This is a genomic window from Zobellella aerophila (genome assembly GCF_039539325.1).
GTDB lineage: Bacteria > Pseudomonadota > Gammaproteobacteria > Enterobacterales > Aeromonadaceae > Oceanimonas > Oceanimonas aerophila.
In genome coordinates this window covers 29,206-47,777 of sequence record NZ_BAABCX010000001.1, presented here as the reverse complement: position 1 = coordinate 47,777, position 18,572 = coordinate 29,206, and the positions used below count along the sequence as shown (strand labels likewise).

Here is an 18,572-nt window from a genome sequence, read left to right as displayed (position 1 = left end):
ATAGCAGCTCCAGTATTATTGTTGATTATTTTTCGCCAGCCAATGGCTTAGCAAGGCCTCGTATTCTGCCAGCACTCGAGGCCAGGTAAAACACTTGCGAAAACGAAGCCGGCTGGCACTTTGCATTCGACCAATAGCAGCGTCATTTTTTAACAGATCATCAAACAGCCGAGTACAACCTTCGGTATCGCTAAAATAGGCCGCACCTTCACCTACTACCCAGCGATTGAATGGGTTGTCGTGGGCAATAACGGCACAGCCTGCACCCATGGCCTCCACCAGCGATGGGTTGGTTCCCCCCACTCTATGGCCGTGCAAATAAAAACGGCTGTAACAGCGCAGGGCCTGCACTACCGGAGTATCATAGATAGCCCCGGGAAAGATCACCTCATCACTCGCTGCTGCCAACACTTGGCGATGATAAGGGTTGCTTTCGGGCTGGAAATTGCCAAGCACCACCAACTTGTGGTCACGACGAACCTGACTGAAGGCCGCCACCATTTCCAAAAAGGAATTCTCCGGCTCGGGGCGGGCGATAATAACAGAAAAGCGACCAAGTTCGACTCCGTAGGGCAACAGCAAGCTGGCATCAGCATCAGCCACCTCATCAGCACCATAAGGGATCATAGTAATCTTTTCAGCACTTACACGCGAAGTCAGATGTTCCAAAATCTTGGGATGATCGGCGACCAAATGGTTACCAACCCAGCACCCTGCCCGCTCATTCAGCCAGAACCAACTTTTGGCTAGGATCCCCCATTTATCTCGCTTCCACTCAATGCCATCCATATTGATGATATTGATTTGTCCTTTAAAGCGCTGCAGCAGGTTAAAAATGGCGGTGTTATAGCCTAGGGTCAGGAACAATCCCTCCTGTGACAAGGCATGGCTGGTAGCTCGCCAGTCAAAGATTATCGTTCCCAAGGCACCACTTTGCTGAACTGGAATATGAACACGCCGTACACCTTGCCAAAGACTCTCTGAAACACTGCCTGTACCTGTTTCCTGACAATAAACAGTAACGTTCCAACCCTTTTTCACGAGAAACATAGATAGCCGTTCCGCAAAGGATTCAAAGCCGCCATGTGCGGCAGGAACACCGCGTATACCAAGGATACTTAATTTACGATTCATTCAAGACTTCTTAAGCGTGAGCAATAAATTATAAATAAAGAACACTAGAGAGGCTGGCAATATAAAAAAAAACGCTAACACCCCACAAAAGCGCCGTACAAAAGACATTGGGGGTATAGATACAACATCTATCAACTTTTCTGCAAAACGCACCCAATAAAATGAAGGTGCAATGTCAAGCATGGACTTACGCATCTCAGAAACTTTCTCTGGAGATATGCTTAACTCATAGAGCACATCTGAAAGGTTACTTCGGTCAGCAACCCTACCCGCACCAGTGCTTTCAAGTCTAGCTCCCCATTCATCATCCCAGTTCTGGACTATTGGCAATCCCAATGTTAAACAATCAAAATTTCGTGTTCTGGAGGCATAGTCATTTTCATATCCCTCACCACCCCAAACCAGTGAGATATCAAAACCGGACCAATATTCAAATCGCTTTGAAAAATCTATCCAAGGCAAGAAGATAATATGACTTCTGACATCAGGTGCAACATGCTCTAACAACTGCATTTTTCGCTCCTGCGATACTCCAAAAAAAACCACTCTTATAGATTCATTTATAGTTAGCGCCTTGGATACTTCTTGTAGAACACCCTCCAGATCAAACCAACCATAGGTCCCGCCTAGCCAGCCAATAAGAAAGTTATTATTTGATATTTCACCATCAGCAAGTTCAGAAAGTAAACGCCTACCGCGCTCTCGTGAATACTCCCCCGGTTCTGAGCAACCAAATGGAATTAATGAAATGCGAAAAAAATCCTTTGTAAGTGAAAATGGTGCAACAATGCCCCTATACAAGTCCTCTTGTCGTCGATTAGCCGCTATTATACAATCAAAGGCCACTCCAGCAAAAAGCCCCCGCAATGCATTAAAGTAAGACTTGACCAAGATCTTGATATTTTGGAGTGGAGCACTTGTTTTACTCAGCTCATCCAGCTCTATCCAGTGGGGGACATAACTATCGAGCACAATACGTTTTTGAAAAAAACCAGCAACAATTGCTAAAAAAATAACCAAAGGTCCACCGCCATGCAACAGTATAACATCTGAATAAAGAAACGCTTTAACTACTTCTTTTAACCGATTAACAGATACAAAACTGACATTTTTTGGTAAACACTTGGGAAGTGCAGTTCGTCCACATAAAGATACTTCATGCCCCATTAAAACCAGCTCTTTGGCAAGGGAGAAATATCGCATTTCTGGTCCACGTAGTGTGGAAGCATAATCCCCTTTATATAAAAGAAGAAATTTCATCTCAGCCAAACCCTAACACCACCACAAAAAGAACCAACAGCAAAATAAATCACTTAACAAAGCCACCAGACATAGGATTAAAAAACGACTTTCCAAAATAAAAACAGAAAGAAAACCAAATTGTTACCACTAGAATACCAACGGTAGCAACAGCTAAAATATCTAAAGCACAGAAAAGCCAGCAAGTAACACTACAATTGCCGTTTCAGTTGTAGCAACCCCACCGGCAGCACAGATGTGGCACCAACAAGCATAGCTAAAGGGTATATAGCCAACGTATAAAAAAGTTTATATAAATATCAACATCCCGCAACAGAAAAACAAAAGTAAACGCTGTCAATCCCCATGCAAAAAACCAATAAAAATAGAAATCAGAACATCCAGAAAATTTAACCAGGGACTCAGCAACTGTTTGTATCGGGACATCGCCGTTTCCGCCAACGACCGCTGATGGTAGCCAGATGAGCTTTTCCATTCTGCCAAATTTCCAGATTTTAACGCTGTCACTGCCTCACTCCTAGGATGATCATCCTCCCAATAGCCGGCATTCTTTCTTGGTGGAATGGTGGCGATGCTACCTTTTTTGAGTAGTAGCCGGTGGCCGTCTTTCGTGTCGTAGGCACCATCAGCGGAAACTTGTACAAACCTGCGCCGAAGCGGATTGAGTAAAATTGGCAGCACTTCGTTATCGGCCACGTTTCCAGGCTGACTTCGGCGGCAATCACTTCGTGAGTCTGGGTATCCACGGCGAGGTGCAACTTGCGCCAGACCCGGCGTTTATCCTTACCATGCTTGTGCTGTTTCCACTCGCCTTCACCGAATACCTTCAGGCCGGTGGCATCGATAACCAGGTGGGTCACGGCGCCCTTGCTGGGTAACCGATACTTGATGTCCACGGTCTTTGCCCGCTTGCTGATACTGCTATAGCCGGGCGAGGTCAGCGGTACGTCCATCAGCTGGAAAATGGAGTTGATAACCCCTTCCAGTGTGCGTAACGGCAAGCCAAAGAAGGTCTTGAGCATCAGGGTGGTTTCAATGGCGGTATCGCTACAGTGAAAGCCGCGGCCCCGACCGCCATGGTGCTGTTGGCAATACCAGTTGGTAATGGCCTGCTCGTCTATCCAGAAGGTGAGCGAGCCACGATTGACAGGGCACGATTGTATTGCCGCCAGTTGCTGATGTTGTGTCGTGGCTTGCCCATCACTCTGCTCCCGAATCCGTTCGTTGGAAGATCACGAGCTCAGCAGATAGTTCACTGATTTAGGAAACAACACCGATCGGAACGCAACAAAGTACTATCGAGTTCAACACACAATGGAATATTATTAGTACTTTCAATCATACAAGATCTCCTATTGGTGACCATGCCAAGCTGAAATCTTCATGATCAAGAGTCAAGTTCCTATTATAATATGGATCTTGTATTAAAGTGCTGCCCCACTTATCCTGCATAAATTTCATCTCTTGCTGGAATCGCTTTATTTTTTCAGGAGTATCTTCAGCACCACGACTTACAGACTCATGGTGATATAGTTCTGCGTATGCAGCCCAAACATTACGGTACCCAGCCTCACGAACCTTGAGGCAAAAGTCGACATCATTAAATGCAACTTTAAGGTTAACCTCATCTAACCCTCCAACTTTATCAAAAATGTCTCGTCTAATAAGTAAGCAGGCAGCCGTCACTGCAGAAACAGCTTGCGAAAGCAATAATCTGCTAAAATACCCTACTTCAGACTTTTGATAATACTTATGCGAGTGACCAGCCACCCCTCCAATACCAAGAATCACGCCACCATGCTGCAAGGTGTCATTACTATAATACAGTTTGGCACCAACACATCCAATTTCAGGACGCATCGCATGACTAACCATCTCGGTAAGCCATTCAGAACTGATAACTTCAATATCATTATTCACAAGGCCAACAATGTCACCTTTAGCATGCCTGACGCCATAATTATTTATCGCTGAATAGTTAAAAGGGTGATCGTAACGAATCACCTTTACGCGAGTATCCTCTCTTTGAATTTTTTCGAAAAATTCAAGTGTATCTTGATTAACACTGCCATTATCTAAAATCAGTATCTCGAAGTGAGCATAGTGAGTCTTTGTTAGGATGCTGCGCACACAAGTCTCTGTAATTTCACGGCAGTCACGAGTGGGAATAATGAGGCTAACTAACGGTTCAGGGGAAGGAATAGAGTAACTCACACGGTAAGTATTAGGTACAGTACCACTATCTACCGTAACAAATTTTGACTGCTTCGCAAAGTAATCACGTAGCGCTTTAATACCAGCCTCGGTAGTATAACTCTTTTCTTCTGAACACAGGGCAGTAGAGCCCTCAACTACACGCCAGTGATACAACACCCGAGGTATATGAATAATCTGTTCATCACTTAGGTGTGGGAGACAGCGTAATATTAAATCGTAATCCTGACTACCCTCTAGCCCGATACGAAAGCCTCCAATCTTTTTTAAGATACTATGTCTGTAAACACCGAGGTGTGACACATAGTTCTGCGAAAAAAATAGTTCTGGATTCCAATCGCTCTTAAAATGGGGAGAAAACCGTTTACCCGCCTCATTAATCTTATCTTCATCCGAGTAGATTACACCAGCATCAGGATTACTGAGTATGGCTTCTGCCACATGATAGAGGGCATGTTCCGGTAATAAATCATCATGATCCATTAACGCAACCCAATTACCAGTTGCCAATTCAAGTGCACTGTTCGATGCGGCAGAGATATGGCCATTTTTTTCACGGAATACAATTTTTATCCGGTTATCGTCATTAGCAAAACTCTCGAGCAGTGGACGAATGGTCGGATCTGTGGAAGCATCATCGGCAATGCACAGTTCCCAGTGCGGATAAAGCTGCTTCTGTATCGACTCTATCGCGTCTGTTAACCATTGTGGCTTGGCGTTGTAAGTCGGCATGACGACAGAAATCACAGGTGGATTCTGAATCCGACTTACAGCTGTACGGATCCTATCTCGCATATTATCATCTATTGTATCGAAGCGACGCACCCACTTTGCATAGTCATTACGTTCAAAAGTTTCGGCTTGCATACGAAGCATGAACAAGCGACCATTTCGGAACAGGCCTTTTACACCATCACGCCTATATAAATTTAGCGCCTTTCGCATGATAGTATTTATGCCACCTTCCGACTGTGAGAAGTGATATACCAGCTTAGCCACGTGACGCCATTTCTCTAGCTGGCCTTTGGTCAATGCTTTAGCAAAACGCAATGGTGCTGTTATTCGCCAACTAATTGACTCACGAAGAGCCTTATCGAGTGCATGCAGGGCTTCTATCTCTTTTTCCTGCTCAATCACCTTTCGCTCAAACGAATGCATGGTCTCACTAATTTCGTAAACCTGCTCTTTCTCAGACTGCTCGCTGAATACTTTATCATTCAATACCTTAGCTTCAGCAGAGGTTGCTACTGGAGTGGCCAGGCAAATATATTGGAAATCAAGTGACTCTCTACTCGTCACAAACGATTGAAGGAGCCGCAAAATATTTTTATCCACCCCTGCATCAAACATCGCCTCAAAACCAGCAGGAGCTAGTGTGGTTGAGTTAATATCAGTAATCTTATAGGCACTCTTAGAAAAAAGCTCAACCAGCGTTTTCTTTGTAAAGAAACGAAGATGGGTGCGATCCATTATTCCAAGATCTGTATAATCCCAACGCCCTTCAAGTAACATCGCTCGTATACAGATATGTGCAACATTAGGAACAGATGCAATAACGAATCCGGAGGGAGCCAAATGATTACGAGTCAGCTCCAATACACCTTTTGGATCAGCTATGTGCTCAAGAACATCGCCATAAATCACCACGTCAAACTTTAAGTCAGGGAATTCTACAAAGAAATCCTGAACAAAGCCTTCAAATACATTATCTAGCACCCCCGCAGCAACCTGTGCAGCTTCGTGGGTCGGCTCAACACCAAAAACTCGATGCCCCGCTTCTCGTAATGCAACACCAAGATAGCCAGAAGAACATCCAACCTCCAGGATTTGCAAAGAGCGTCCAACTGATATTTTATCTACAAATTCATAGGCTAGAGTATGGGAGTTATTTTTATTTGAGAGGTCAATTTTTGCCAAATACTTCATTTAAATCATCCGAGATAAAGAGAAAGTTCTATATTTATCCACAACAAGAAATCTTTCAAATTACAGAAAGTTTCACACTCTCAAACTTTATACCAACCAGCCCCCAGCGAACTTTGCTGGAAGAAACAGAAATAATTGCAGCATCGTGCAACCAATGATGTTGCACATGCTCATGAAGATCACCATTAGCAACTGCCGCTAAAAGTGCATACTGTCCATTTGGAAGCATAGGTAACTGAAAGCAAAAGCTTCCCTCAAATTCCTCACCAGACTTAACGCTTTTTTTATTATATGCTGTAAATGGCAAAGTGTTTTCGCCAAATAAATCTTGGCCAAGGCGATCTTTTACAGTAAAACCTATTATAGGTCGGTCAAGATCTGTGTAGGCTCGTGCACGAATATTCAATCGTATCAACTCCCCTCCTTCAAACACTTCTCTTCCGTCTTCACTAAGATTACTCACACGCACGTCAATGATTTCTGCAGATCCTGATTTCCAGCCATTTGCATCGCTAAGATTATTTACAATTTTCAGCTTAGCATCGTAATCAACAAAACCCCGAGAAATTTCACGTCCATTAGTAGTAACCTGTGCATCCGCCTCAATACTAGACTTTTTTGTAACAGAGGAAAGGTTTATCTGCTCACCATAGACTTCTTGCAAGCTATTTTGTAGATAGGCTTCAGACACCTCTTTTGAAGATCCAAACCCTTTAACTTGACCATTAGCCAGCCACAAAGCCTTTTCACAAAGATTCTGCACTGCGGCTGTATCATGGCTCACAAATAGCAAGGTCCCCTTTTGCTGAAAGGAGCGTATAAATCGCATACATTTTTGCGTAAATACTGCATCACCTACGGCTAATGCTTCATCGACTACGAGAATATCGGCATCCACATGTGCAATTACAGCAAATGCCAAACGTACATACATTCCGCTTGAATATGTTTTTACTGGCTGCTCAATGTGCTCTCCAATATCAGCAAATGTGGCAATAGCAGAGAAGCGCTGGTCCACATCTTCCTTTGTCAAACCATATAAGGCGGCAGCCATATATACATTTTCTCGCCCTGTAAATTCGGGATTGAATCCAGCACCTAATTCAAGCAGTGCAGCAACTCGGCCATTAACCTTTATGGTTCCACAAGTAGGATTAAGTATAGAGCAAATCATCTGTAGCAATGTTGACTTGCCTGAGCCATTTTTTCCTATTATTGCTAATGTTTCACCTTTACGAACTTCAAAATCTACATTTCTTAAAGCCCAAAACTCTCGAAAGTATTGCCTTTTCCTACCCAAAATCATTTGCATCAAGCGATCACGCGGCCGGTCATATATATGATAACACTTACCAATACTTTCGACTTTTATGGCAATATCAGAGGACATCAGCAAACCCCTTTCTTGTCTTCTGGAACCATGCAAATCCCAACCAGGCAATTAGAGTTGCGACTAATGTATATACTGTCAGCATGGACCAATTGGGAAGTTTCCCCCAGAAAAGCAAATCTCTAGCTTGCTCTATCACCACTGTAAGAGGATTTAAATATATCAATTTACGATACGTATCTGGTAGTGCTTCCGCTGGATAAAATATTGGCGAGAGAAACATTAGCATCGTCGTAGCAATACCAATAAATTGCGATATATCTCGTAGATACACACCAAGGGCAGCCAACATCCATGAAAGACTCATAACAAGCAGGGTTAATGGCATAAGCAACAACGGTAGTAGAAGAACAGTTGGCTGAGGGACTCCAAACAAAATTACGTATGCGATTAACCACACAAAAAGACTAATTAAAAAATGAAATAGCGCAGCACCCAGTGAAACCCATGGCAGAATATCGATAGGAAATACGACTTTCTTGACATAGTTAACATTAGATAATATCAGGCTTGGCGCACGGTTTATACACTCAGAAAAAAAACTAAACATCATCATGCCAGCAAACAAAACTAGCGCAAACTCTGTTTTAGATTCACTCCCACCAGTCCAACGAGCTTGGAATACAACACTAAATACAAAAGTATATACTGTTAGCATTAACAAGGGATTAAAAAAAGACCAGAGAATACCAAGAAATGATCCTCGGTAACGTCCAACTACCTCTCGTTTGGTAAGAACTTTAATAAGACTACGATTACGCCAGAAGCTAGAAGCCATCTCTCTAGGAGAAATAGAAAAATCCTGCATCAGGCAAAAACCTCAGTATTAGCAAAAAAAGCAGCTGCACTATCCTTTCCTGAAAGAACAGGCTCTATATCTGTGGGCCATTCGACATTAATATCTGGATCATTCCAGATAATCGCTCCCTCACTTTCCAGTGCATAATAGTTTGTAGTTTTGTATAAGAACTCTGCAGTGTCTGATAGCGTTAAAAAGCCATGTGCAAACCCTTCCGGAATCCAAAGTTGGCGCTTGTTTTCTGCTGACAAGTAGACACCAACCCATTTCCCGAAAGTTGGAGAACTCTTACGGATATCTACCGCCACATCAAACACTTCACCCTGCACGACCCTTACCAGCTTACCTTGAGCAAAAGGCGGTAATTGATAATGAAGGCCTCTTAATACCCCTTTTACTGAACGGGAATGATTATCCTGAACAAACTTGACTTCTCTGCCTATAGCATCTTCAAATATTTTTTGGTTAAAGCTCTCGAAAAAAAAACCACGCTCATCACCAAAAACCTTGGGCTCAAATATAATAACTTCCGGGATAGCTGTTTTGATTATATTCATACTCGATATCCTGCTTTAATCATATTCAGAAGATATTGGCCATAACCATTTTTAGTCATCGGCTCAGCCAATTGATGTACCTGCTCGGCATCAATAAAGCCCTTGCGATAGGCAATCTCCTCTGGGCAAGCCACTTTTAGCCCCTGCCGATGTTCTATAGTCTGAATAAAACTACCGGCTTCCATCAGACTGTCGTGCGTGCCGGTGTCCAGCCAGGCGTAGCCCCGTCCCATGGTGGTTACCGCCAATTCTCCTTTCTCCAGATAAACCTTGTTGACATCGGTAATCTCCAGCTCGCCGCGGGGCGAGGGCTTAAGGCTACGGGCTATGTCGATCACCTGGTTATCGTAGAAATACAGGCCGGTTACCGCATAGTTGCTTTTGGGTTGCGCTGGTTTTTCTTCCAGGCTCAAAGCCTGGCCCCGTTCATCAAAATCCACCACGCCGTAGCGTTCAGGATCATGAACATGATAGGCAAACACGGTCGCGCCGGATTCCTGAGCACTGGCTTCTTCCAACTCTTTCTGCAGATTGTGACCAAAGAAGATATTGTCGCCCAGCACCAGAGCACAGGGATCATCACCGATAAAATCGGCACCGATGATAAAGGCCTGAGCCAGGCCATCGGGGCTGGGTTGTACCGCATATTGCAGGTTAAGGCCCCATTGGTTGCCGTCGCCCAGCAGTTGCTCGAAGCGGGGGGTATCCTGAGGTGTGCTGATGATCAAAATATCTTTGATTCCGGCCAGCATCAGAGTGCTGAGCGGGTAGTAGATCATGGGTTTGTCGTACACCGGTAGCAATTGCTTGCTTACCGCCATGGTCACCGGGTAAAGCCGGGTTCCCGAGCCCCCGGCCAGGATTATACCTTTACGTTTACTCATTGATATTGCTCCATGATTTCTGTCAGCATGCGCTTAACACCTTGCTGCCAGTGAGGAAATTCAAGGCCAAATGCTGTTTGTAGTTTGGTGGTATTCAAGCGAGAATTCAGTGGCCGGCTGGCCGGGGTAGGATAAGCACTGGTGAGAATGGGATTCAGCTGCGTCAGCGCCAGTTTAACCCCCGCCTGGCGGGCTTGTTCAAACACGAAACAGGCATAGTCGTACCAGCTAGTTTCACCACCTGCCGCCAGATGATACAGACCGGTCAACTTTGGTTGTGCCATTGCACGATAAATAGCATGAGCCGTTACATCGGCAATAAGCTCGGCACCAGTGGGGGCACCTATCTGATCATTTATTACCCCTAGCTCACTGCGCTCACTGGCAAGGCGCAGCATGGTCTTGGCAAAGTTGTTGCCCCGGGCAGCATACACCCAGCTGGTACGAAAAATCAGATGACGAGAGCAATGGTGCTGTATTGCCAGCTCTCCGGCCAGCTTGGTGGCGCCATAAACATTAAGCGGGGCGGTGACATCGTTTTCCTGCCAGGGAATATCACCCTCACCGTTAAACACATAATCGGTAGAATAATGCACCAGCCAGGCGCCCAATGCTTCGGCCTCCCGAGCCAGCATGGTCACGCTATCGGCGTTGATTTGTCTGGCCTGCTCAGCCTCGCTTTCGGCCTTGTCAACGGCGGTATAAGCAGCAGCATTTACAATCACATCCGGCTTAAGCGCACGAATGGTTTGCGTCAGCCCTTCCGGGTTAGCCAGATCACCGCAATAGTCGGTGGCATGACGATCCAGCGCCGTCAGTTTGCCCAGCGGCGCCAGCGCCCGTTGTAGCTCCCAACCTACTTGGCCGTTTTTGCCCAGTAACAGGATATGCATTATGCCACTCCATATTGCTGACTAATCCAGCTCTGGTAGGCGCCACTCTTGATGTTGTTCACCCACTCGGGGTTTGCCAGGTACCACTCCACCGTCTTGCGAATGCCAGTTTCAAAAGTTTCTTGCGGCTGCCAGCCCAGCTCGCGAGCTATTTTGGCGGCATCGATGGCATAGCGCTGATCGTGCCCAGGGCGGTCGGTCACAAAAGTGATCAGGCCTTTGAAACCTTCCGGACTGCCTTGTAGATTCCCGCCTTCGCGGGAATGACGGTAAGCAGCCATGGAGTTGGGGTTTTCCGGTACCAACTCTTCCAGCAGTTCGCAAATAGCGTGCACCACCTCGATGTTCTGCTTTTCATTGTGGCCGCCTATATTATAGGTCTCGCCGGGCTCGCCTTCGGTTACCACCTTGTACAGGGCACGGGCATGATCTTCCACATACAGCCAATCGCGAATTTGATCACCTTTGCCGTAGATGGGCAAGGGTTTGCCCTCCAGTGCATTGAGGATCACCAACGGGATCAGTTTTTCCGGGAAGTGATAAGGACCGTAGTTGTTGGAACAGTTGGTTACCAGGGTCGGCAGGCCGTAGGTACGCTGCCAGGCGCGCACCAAGTGATCCGAGCTGGCTTTGCTGGCTGAATAGGGAGAGCTGGGGGCGTAGGGGGTCGTTTCGGTAAAGAAGTCGTCGCTGCCGTACAGGTCGCCATAGACTTCGTCGGTAGAGATATGATGAAAGCGAAACGCCGACTTGCGGGTGTCATCCAGCTCATTCCAGTAGTGGCGGGCTGCTTCCAGTAGGGTGTAGGTGCCTACTATGTTGGTGGTAATAAACTCGGCTGGCCCGGTAATGGAACGATCCACATGGCTTTCTGCCGCCAGGTGCATCACCGCATCGGGCTGATGCTCGGCAAACAGAGCCTCCAGACCAGCACGATCACAAATATCCAGCTTAACAAAACTGTAACGAGATGAGCCGGCAATATCGTCAAGAGACTGCAGATTACCTGCATAAGTCAGTTTATCGACATTAACTACGCTATTTTGTGTGTTTTTAATAATATGGCGAACAACTGCAGAACCAATAAAACCTGCTCCGCCGGTAACTAATAACTTCATATTGTATGGTATCTCAACTGAATTAAGTACTCGGGCACGCTACCGCCCAAAGGGTTCAATTGGCCATTCCCCCACGGCCTGGTGCCAGCTTGTTGAGGCGTCAGCTGATGTTCGGTGCCGATGCTTTTGTCATGCTCCCTGAACAGACCGACCTGTTAGGCACCACTTCATCCTCTGGAGTCAACCAGCTGAAGGTGGTGTTGACTTACTTTGATTAAAGGAAATTACCAATGAGCAAATAATATCCGGGCGCAGTTTACTAAATCAGGCTGATTTATTAAACCCTAAGCGTATTCTCATAAAAAATATGCTTCAAATTCAATCACAAACAGATTAAATAAGAATTAATATCAATAACAGAAATTGTTTCCTTGCACAGTCTCGCTACAGCTTCATGCAGAAACAACATCATTTCAGCTTGAATGTGACTATTCCGTTCAGTTGTCGCCAAAATCTGTCTCCTAGCGAAGGCTGCCGCCGTGAGGAAAACACTGAGAATACAAAGCGATGAGCCCCCTTCTTTCGTGATCCCGCCGGTATGAGTCCGGGAATAACAGTGTATACAAAAATAAATATATAGAATGGAGGGCGACAATATCAGACGGAAATGGCTGTTACGCCGTCGGTCGGCAAAGGCTTGTACCTGTATTTGCCGACCGATATAAGTAGCTCACTCTGTCCGATTCCCGGCCAGCCGCTCTCCCAGATGGAACAGGTTGAACTCGCCGGGTTGCATCTTGTGCCACTGTTCGTTGTTGGTCAGCGGCTGGGTGGTTATCACCGTCACCACATCGTTGGGAGTGGTCTCTTTCTGGAAATCGATTTCCACATCCTCGTCGATCAGATGAGCCGGACCGAAGGGCGCGCGGCGGGTGATCCAGTGCAGGTTGTTGCTGCAATAGGTCATCACATACTCACCATCCGACAGCAGCATATTGAACACCCCCAAGCCGCGCAGGAGATCGCACAAGCTGGCCACGTAGCGGAACATAGCCGCCATGTTGCCGGGCTTACGCGGGTATTTCTGTTCCAGCTCGTGCAGCAGCCAGCAGAAGGCCAGCTCGCTGTCGGTATCGCCCACCGGCCTATGCCGGCCCGTATTGAGCTTTTTATAACCGGTAAGCTGACCGTTATGGGCAAAGGTCCAGTAACGCCCCCACAGCTCCCGGGTGAATGGATGGGTGTTTTCCAGGGCGATGCCACCCCGGTTGGCCTGACGGATATGGCTTACCACGGCGCAGCTCTTGATCGGATATTCCTGCACCAGGGTTGCGATACGCGACTGACTGGAAGGCGCCGGATCCTTGAAGGTTCGCAGGCCCTTGCCTTCGTAAAAAACGATGCCCCAGCCGTCCTTGTGGGGGCCGGTGCGGCCGCCCCGTTGCATCAGGCCGGTAAAGCTGAAGCAGATATCGGTGGGCACATTGGCGCTCATGCCGAGCAGTTCACACATGGTTTGCTTTCCTTAGCCCTGTTCCATTTCTTTTTCCACCAGCTGGATCAGGATGTGGATTATCTTGATATGCACTTCCTGAATGCGATCCGCATAACCGAAATGGGGCACCCGGATCTCCACATCACTCAGCCCTGCCATCTTGCCGCCATCCTTGCCGGTGAGGGCAATCACCCTGATGCCCTTGGCCCGGGCCGCTTCAATCGCCTTGAGAATGTTGCCGGAGTTACCGCTGGTGGACAGGCCGAACAACACGTCCCCTTCCCGGCCTACCGCTTCCAAATAGCGGGAGAACACATATTCATAGCCGAAGTCGTTGGAGACGCAGGAAATATGGCTGGGATCGGAAATGGCGATGGCCGGATAACCTGGGCGGTTTTCCCGGTAACGGCCGGTGAGCTCTTCGGCAAAATGCATGGCATCACAGTGAGAGCCGCCGTTACCGCAAGACAACACCTTGCCACCCGCCTTGAAGCTGTCGGCCAACAAACGGGCGGCCTGTTCGATGGCCTGGATATTGGCGTCATCCTGCAAGAAATGTTGCAGCACGCTGGCCGCTTCGGTGAGCTCATTACGGATCAGATCCTGGTACATGCAAAGGCCTCTCACTAGCGATAAAGGGGCATTTTGGCATAAGGGGGAAAAATGGGGAAGGACAGGGAGAGGTATGCACCACCACCACTCACAGGTACGCGCATTTAAATAACGGATCCGAACACTGCTACAGCGAGCGGGTGCCACACGCTGCCGAGAGTGATCGACTATTTGGAACCGTTATTTAACCCAAACGATCCTTGATTTAAACAACCGTATGAATTACAACTAAGGAACACGACAGGTCAGACCTCTCACTGGTTACACGTTACAAGGAGTTGTTTATGGTTACCGCCCTTTCACTGCTGCTTGCCTGGGGAATGCTGGCGCATCGTCAAGCCAGCCTCCTGGCCGGCACCCTGCTCACCGCCGTGATCCTGGCCATGGGCACGACCCTGGGTCAGGTAGCTCCGGTTGTCTGGTTGATTTTTGCCGTGCCGGCGGTCGTACTCAACCTTTCTTCCCTGCGTCAGAGCCTGCTGAGCCGCCCGCTGCTCAAACTGTACAAAGGGCTGATGCCGGAGATGTCCGATACCGAGAAAGAAGCCATCGAAGCCGGCACCACTTGGTGGGAGACCGAGCTGTTTCGTGGCAGGCCCGACTGGCAAACCCTGCACAACTACCCCCGGCCCTGCTTAAGCGAGGAAGAGCAGGCCTTTATGGATGGTCCGGTCGAAACCGTGTGCCGCATGACCAGCGACTGGGAGGTGACCCACGAGCGGGCCGATCTGTCACCCGAGGTATGGGCCTATTTAAAAGAACACAAATTCTTCGCCATGATCATTAAAAAAGAATACGGCGGCCTGGCCTTCTCAGCCTATGCCCAGTCCCGAGTATTACAAAAGCTGTGCAGCACCAGCGCCGTGCTGGCCTCCACCGTCGGCGTGCCCAACTCGCTGGGCCCGGGCGAGCTGCTACAGCACTACGGCACCAAAGAGCAGAAAGATCATTACCTGCCCCGCCTGGCCCGAGGCGAAGAGATCCCCTGCTTCGCCCTGACCAGCCCTGAAGCGGGCTCAGATGCCGGCGCCATCCCCGACTTTGGCGTGGTATGCATGGGCGAGTGGCAGGGGGAACCGGTGCTGGGCATGCGCCTGACCTGGAACAAACGCTACATCACCCTGGCACCGGTGGCCACCGTGCTGGGGCTGGCCTTTAAACTCAGGGATCCGGATGGACTGCTGGGCGGAGTGGAGGAGCTCGGCATCACCTGTGCCCTTATCCCCACCCGCACCCCGGGGGTGGAGATCGGTCGTCGCCACTTCCCACTGAATGTGCCGTTCCAGAACGGTCCGACCCGGGGCCATGAAGTATTCGTGCCCATCGACACTATCATCGGCGGCAAGGAGATGGCCGGCCAGGGCTGGCGCATGCTGGTGGAATGCCTGTCCGTGGGCCGGGGCATCACCCTGCCCTCCAACGCCACCGGCGGCGCCAAAGCGGTCGCCCTGGCCTCCGGCGCCTACAGCCGCATCCGCCGCCAGTTCAAGCTGCCGATCGGCCGGATGGAAGGCATAGAAGAGCCGCTGGCCCGCCTGGGGGGCAATGCCTACCTGATGGATGCCGCAAGCATGCTGACGGTCACCGGCATCGATCTGGGCGAAAAACCTTCAGTGATCTCCGCCATCGTCAAATACCATCTCACCGACCGCGGCCAGCGCAGCATCATCGACGCCATGGATATCCACGGCGGCAAGGGCATCTGCATGGGGCCGAACAACTACCTGGCCCGGGGTTATCAGGGCGCCCCCATCGCCATTACCGTGGAAGGCGCCAATATCCTCACCCGTAGCATGATCATCTACGGCCAGGGCGCCATTCGCTGCCATCCCTACGTACTAGCGGAAATGCTGTCGGTACGGGAGCCGGATGCCCAGAAGGCGCTGACCCAGTTCGACCAGGCGCTGTTCGGCCACCTTGGCTTTGCCCTGGCCAACCTGGTACGCAGTGTCTGGTTCGGCTGGACCGGTGCTCGCCTGAGCCAGGCACCGGTCAACGACAGCACCGCCCGCTACTACCGGCAGATGAACCGCTTCAGCGCCAACCTGGGGCTGCTGTCCGACATCGCCATGGCCACCCTGGGCGGTGATCTCAAGCGCAAGGAACGGCTGTCCGCCCGCCTGGGGGACATCCTCAGTCAGCTGTATTTGGTGTCGGCGACGCTCAAGCGCTTCAATGATGAAGGCCGCCCGGCCGAGGTGTTGCCGCTGGTGCACTGGGCCTGTCAGGATGGACTTTATCGCGCCCAGACGGCGCTGGACGAGCTGCTCGACAATTTCCCCGCCCGCGGCCTGGCCTGGATGCTGAAGCGCCTGCTGCGGCCCTTCGGCAAGCCGCTCAAGCGCCCAGGCGATCGGCTGGACCATCAGGTAGCCCGCCTGTTGCAAAGCCCCAACCCGGCGCGAAACAGCCTGGCAACCGACCTGTACCTGACCGCGGAAGCAGGCAACCCTCTGGGTATGCTGGAGCAGGCGCTGCGCGATATCATCGACGCCGAGCCGCTGTTCGACAAAGTGGTGCACGCCCTGGGCCGCCGTCCCTTTACCATGCTGGACAAAGTCGCCGAAGACGGCCTGGCCGCCGGGATTCTGACCCAGGTCGAGGCCCGTCAACTGGCCCAGGCAGAAGTCAGCCGGCTGCGCACCATCAATGTGGATGACTTCGATCCCCTGGAACTGGTGGCCAACAAGGCGCTGTTTGACGACAGCCTGCTAAACAGAGCAGCCTGACCTTAAGGGAGCAAGCAGGAGTCATCGCCGCGACCTGCTCCCTGTCCCCCGACAATCAGCCTGACGCCCTGCCCGGCCAGGGAATCAGCCCATGCCCTGGCCATACCGCTAATTTTGAGTACAATGTGTAAATATTTTTAATACAATTAACTCACAGGTCTGGCCAATGGACGTAAAACCCCGCATCGCGACATTGATTTCTCACCTGCAGCAAGGTCTGCTGGAGCGGGATACCCCTGCCAGGCTGGCATTGCTGGCTGCGCTGGGCGGCGAACACCTGCTATTACTCGGCCCACCCGGCACAGCCAAGAGCGAACTGGCACGACGCCTGCACACCCTAGTGAGTAGCGGCGGCTATTTTGAACGGCTGCTGACCCGCTTCTCAGTACCGGAAGAGCTGTTTGGCCCCCTATCTATCAAGGCCCTGGAGCAGGATAACTACCTGCGCCAGACCAAAGGCTACCTGCCGGACGCCGCCATCGCCTTTATCGATGAAATATTCAAAGCCAACAGCGCCATCCTCAACAGCCTGCTCACCCTGCTCAATGAACGTCGTTTTGACAACGGCAACACCCGGCTGCCGGTACCGCTGATCTCAGTCATCGCCGCCAGCAATGAGCTACCGGAAGGCGCCGAACTCAATGCCCTGTATGACCGTTTCCTGCTGCGCTTTCAGGTGGCGCCGGTCAGCGACGCTGCCTTTACCACCCTGCTGACCCTCGATCATGACTACCAGGCGCCACCGGCCGAACAACAGCTGACCAGCGAAGCGCTGGCGACCATCCGTACCCGAGCCGAACAGCTGTCGTTGTCCCCCGCCCTGATCCGGCTGCTGCTGCAGCTGCGCCATTTTCTGACCGAGCAGCAAATCCCGGTATCGGATCGCCGCTGGCGCAAGGTGGTCAAGCTGCTCAAGGTGTCCGCCTTCTGCAACGGAGAGACCGAAGCCGGGCTGCTCGATACTTGGCTGTTGCCCCATTGCTTGTGGCAGCAACCGGAACAATTTGTCCGTCTGGAGCAATGGCTGCACACGCATATCGGCACCGATCCCGGTTTCAGCCCGGAACTGATCACGAATATGGTGGACAGCTGGCAACAACGGCTGGAGCAGGACGCGGATCCGGTACTGCCGGCGCTCAACGAGCAGGGCTACCAACTTTATCTGGACGAACTGGGCCAGCCGGTAACCGAGCGGGAAGGCCAGCGGCCCCGCCGCAACGCCGCAGGCCAAGCGCTCTACCGACAGCCCCGGCTGCCGGATGCCTGTTTTACCGCCGATGAAATTCGCAATCTGGGCGGCGACCTGGGGCAATACCAGCCGCTGATGGAAACGTATCAGCGGCCTACGGCCTTGCGGACCAGGTCCTGGCCGGCGGCCCATATCGCCGCCCGCCTGCGTCAGCTCGATGAACGGCTCGACGAACTGACCTGCTATCTCGACTGGCTCGTCCAGCAGCTGAACGGCTTGGCAGACAGGCTCGAGCGCCACCTGTGGTTGAGTCACGAGCTCGGTAGGCAGGCCCGCCAGCAACTGGCCCGTCAGCATCAACTGCTTGGTCAGCAGCAGGAACGGCTGCTGCAACTACGCCGAGACTTCGCCGCCCTGCCGGCCGAGGGCTGA

Annotated in this window: 14 protein-coding genes and 1 pseudogene; 2 read left to right on the top strand and 13 right to left on the bottom strand. The window is 50.3% G+C overall.

Annotated features, from left to right (window positions below):
- Nucleotides 1–15 precede the first annotated feature (15 nt).
- The 13 genes and pseudogenes from ABD806_RS00230 to lpcA all read right to left on the bottom strand — a co-directional run bounded on the left by ABD806_RS00230 (nt 16) and on the right by lpcA (nt 14,222).
- Nucleotides 16–1,134: a DUF1972 domain-containing protein gene (locus tag ABD806_RS00230; RefSeq protein ID WP_344953332.1), complete on the bottom strand. Its 1,119-nt coding sequence runs from the start codon at nt 1,132–1,134 to the stop codon at nt 16–18.
- Complete coding sequence (locus ABD806_RS00225; RefSeq protein WP_344953329.1) at nt 1,135–2,394, bottom strand: glycosyltransferase family protein; 1,260 nt, start codon at nt 2,392–2,394, stop codon at nt 1,135–1,137.
- A 256-nt stretch (nt 2,395–2,650) separates the two neighbouring features.
- On the bottom strand, nt 2,651–2,869 hold the full coding sequence (locus ABD806_RS00220) for a hypothetical protein (protein WP_344956484.1): 219 nt from the start codon (nt 2,867–2,869) through the stop codon (nt 2,651–2,653).
- Nucleotides 2,782–3,595, bottom strand: a pseudogene (locus ABD806_RS00215) (IS5 family transposase); the annotation flags it as partial. The gene ABD806_RS00220 and the pseudogene ABD806_RS00215, both read right to left, overlap by 88 nt.
- 137 nt (nt 3,596–3,732) lie before the next feature.
- Nucleotides 3,733–6,534 (bottom strand): glycosyltransferase, encoded by a 2,802-nt coding sequence (locus tag ABD806_RS00210; protein ID WP_344953326.1) that lies wholly within the window; start codon nt 6,532–6,534, stop codon nt 3,733–3,735.
- A gap of 55 nt (nt 6,535–6,589) precedes the next feature.
- Complete coding sequence (locus ABD806_RS00205) at nt 6,590–7,924, bottom strand: ABC transporter ATP-binding protein (protein ID WP_344953323.1); 1,335 nt, start codon at nt 7,922–7,924, stop codon at nt 6,590–6,592.
- Nucleotides 7,914–8,732 (bottom strand): ABC transporter permease, encoded by an 819-nt coding sequence (locus tag ABD806_RS00200; protein ID WP_344953321.1) that lies wholly within the window; start codon nt 8,730–8,732, stop codon nt 7,914–7,916. Before ABD806_RS00200 ends, ABD806_RS00205 begins: the two co-directional genes overlap by 11 nt.
- Nucleotides 8,732–9,280 (bottom strand): dTDP-4-dehydrorhamnose 3,5-epimerase, encoded by a 549-nt coding sequence (rfbC, locus tag ABD806_RS00195; RefSeq protein WP_344953318.1) that lies wholly within the window; start codon nt 9,278–9,280, stop codon nt 8,732–8,734. Before rfbC ends, ABD806_RS00200 begins: the two co-directional genes overlap by 1 nt.
- Complete coding sequence (rfbA, locus tag ABD806_RS00190) at nt 9,277–10,164, bottom strand: glucose-1-phosphate thymidylyltransferase RfbA (RefSeq protein ID WP_344953315.1); 888 nt, start codon at nt 10,162–10,164, stop codon at nt 9,277–9,279. The genes rfbC and rfbA overlap by 4 nt, the downstream gene beginning before the upstream one ends.
- Complete coding sequence (gene rfbD / locus ABD806_RS00185) at nt 10,161–11,057, bottom strand: dTDP-4-dehydrorhamnose reductase (RefSeq protein WP_344953312.1); 897 nt, start codon at nt 11,055–11,057, stop codon at nt 10,161–10,163. Before rfbD ends, rfbA begins: the two co-directional genes overlap by 4 nt.
- Nucleotides 11,057–12,175, bottom strand: coding sequence for a dTDP-glucose 4,6-dehydratase (gene rfbB / locus ABD806_RS00180; protein WP_344953309.1), 1,119 nt, complete (start codon nt 12,173–12,175; stop codon nt 11,057–11,059). Before rfbB ends, rfbD begins: the two co-directional genes overlap by 1 nt.
- A 670-nt stretch (nt 12,176–12,845) precedes the next feature.
- A complete protein-coding gene (locus tag ABD806_RS00175) occupies nt 12,846–13,628 on the bottom strand; it encodes a class II glutamine amidotransferase (RefSeq protein WP_344953306.1) in 783 nt (260 codons plus the stop codon).
- A 12-nt stretch (nt 13,629–13,640) separates the two neighbouring features.
- Nucleotides 13,641–14,222 (bottom strand): D-sedoheptulose 7-phosphate isomerase, encoded by a 582-nt coding sequence (lpcA, locus tag ABD806_RS00170; protein WP_344953303.1) that lies wholly within the window; start codon nt 14,220–14,222, stop codon nt 13,641–13,643.
- A 284-nt stretch (nt 14,223–14,506) separates the two neighbouring features.
- Between lpcA and fadE the strand changes: the two genes are divergently transcribed.
- Nucleotides 14,507–16,951 (top strand): acyl-CoA dehydrogenase FadE, encoded by a 2,445-nt coding sequence (gene fadE, locus ABD806_RS00165; protein ID WP_344953300.1) that lies wholly within the window; start codon nt 14,507–14,509, stop codon nt 16,949–16,951.
- A 166-nt stretch (nt 16,952–17,117) separates the two neighbouring features.
- Entirely contained in the window at nt 17,118–18,572 is a 1,455-nt protein-coding gene (locus ABD806_RS00160) for an AAA family ATPase (RefSeq protein ID WP_344953297.1), read from the top strand.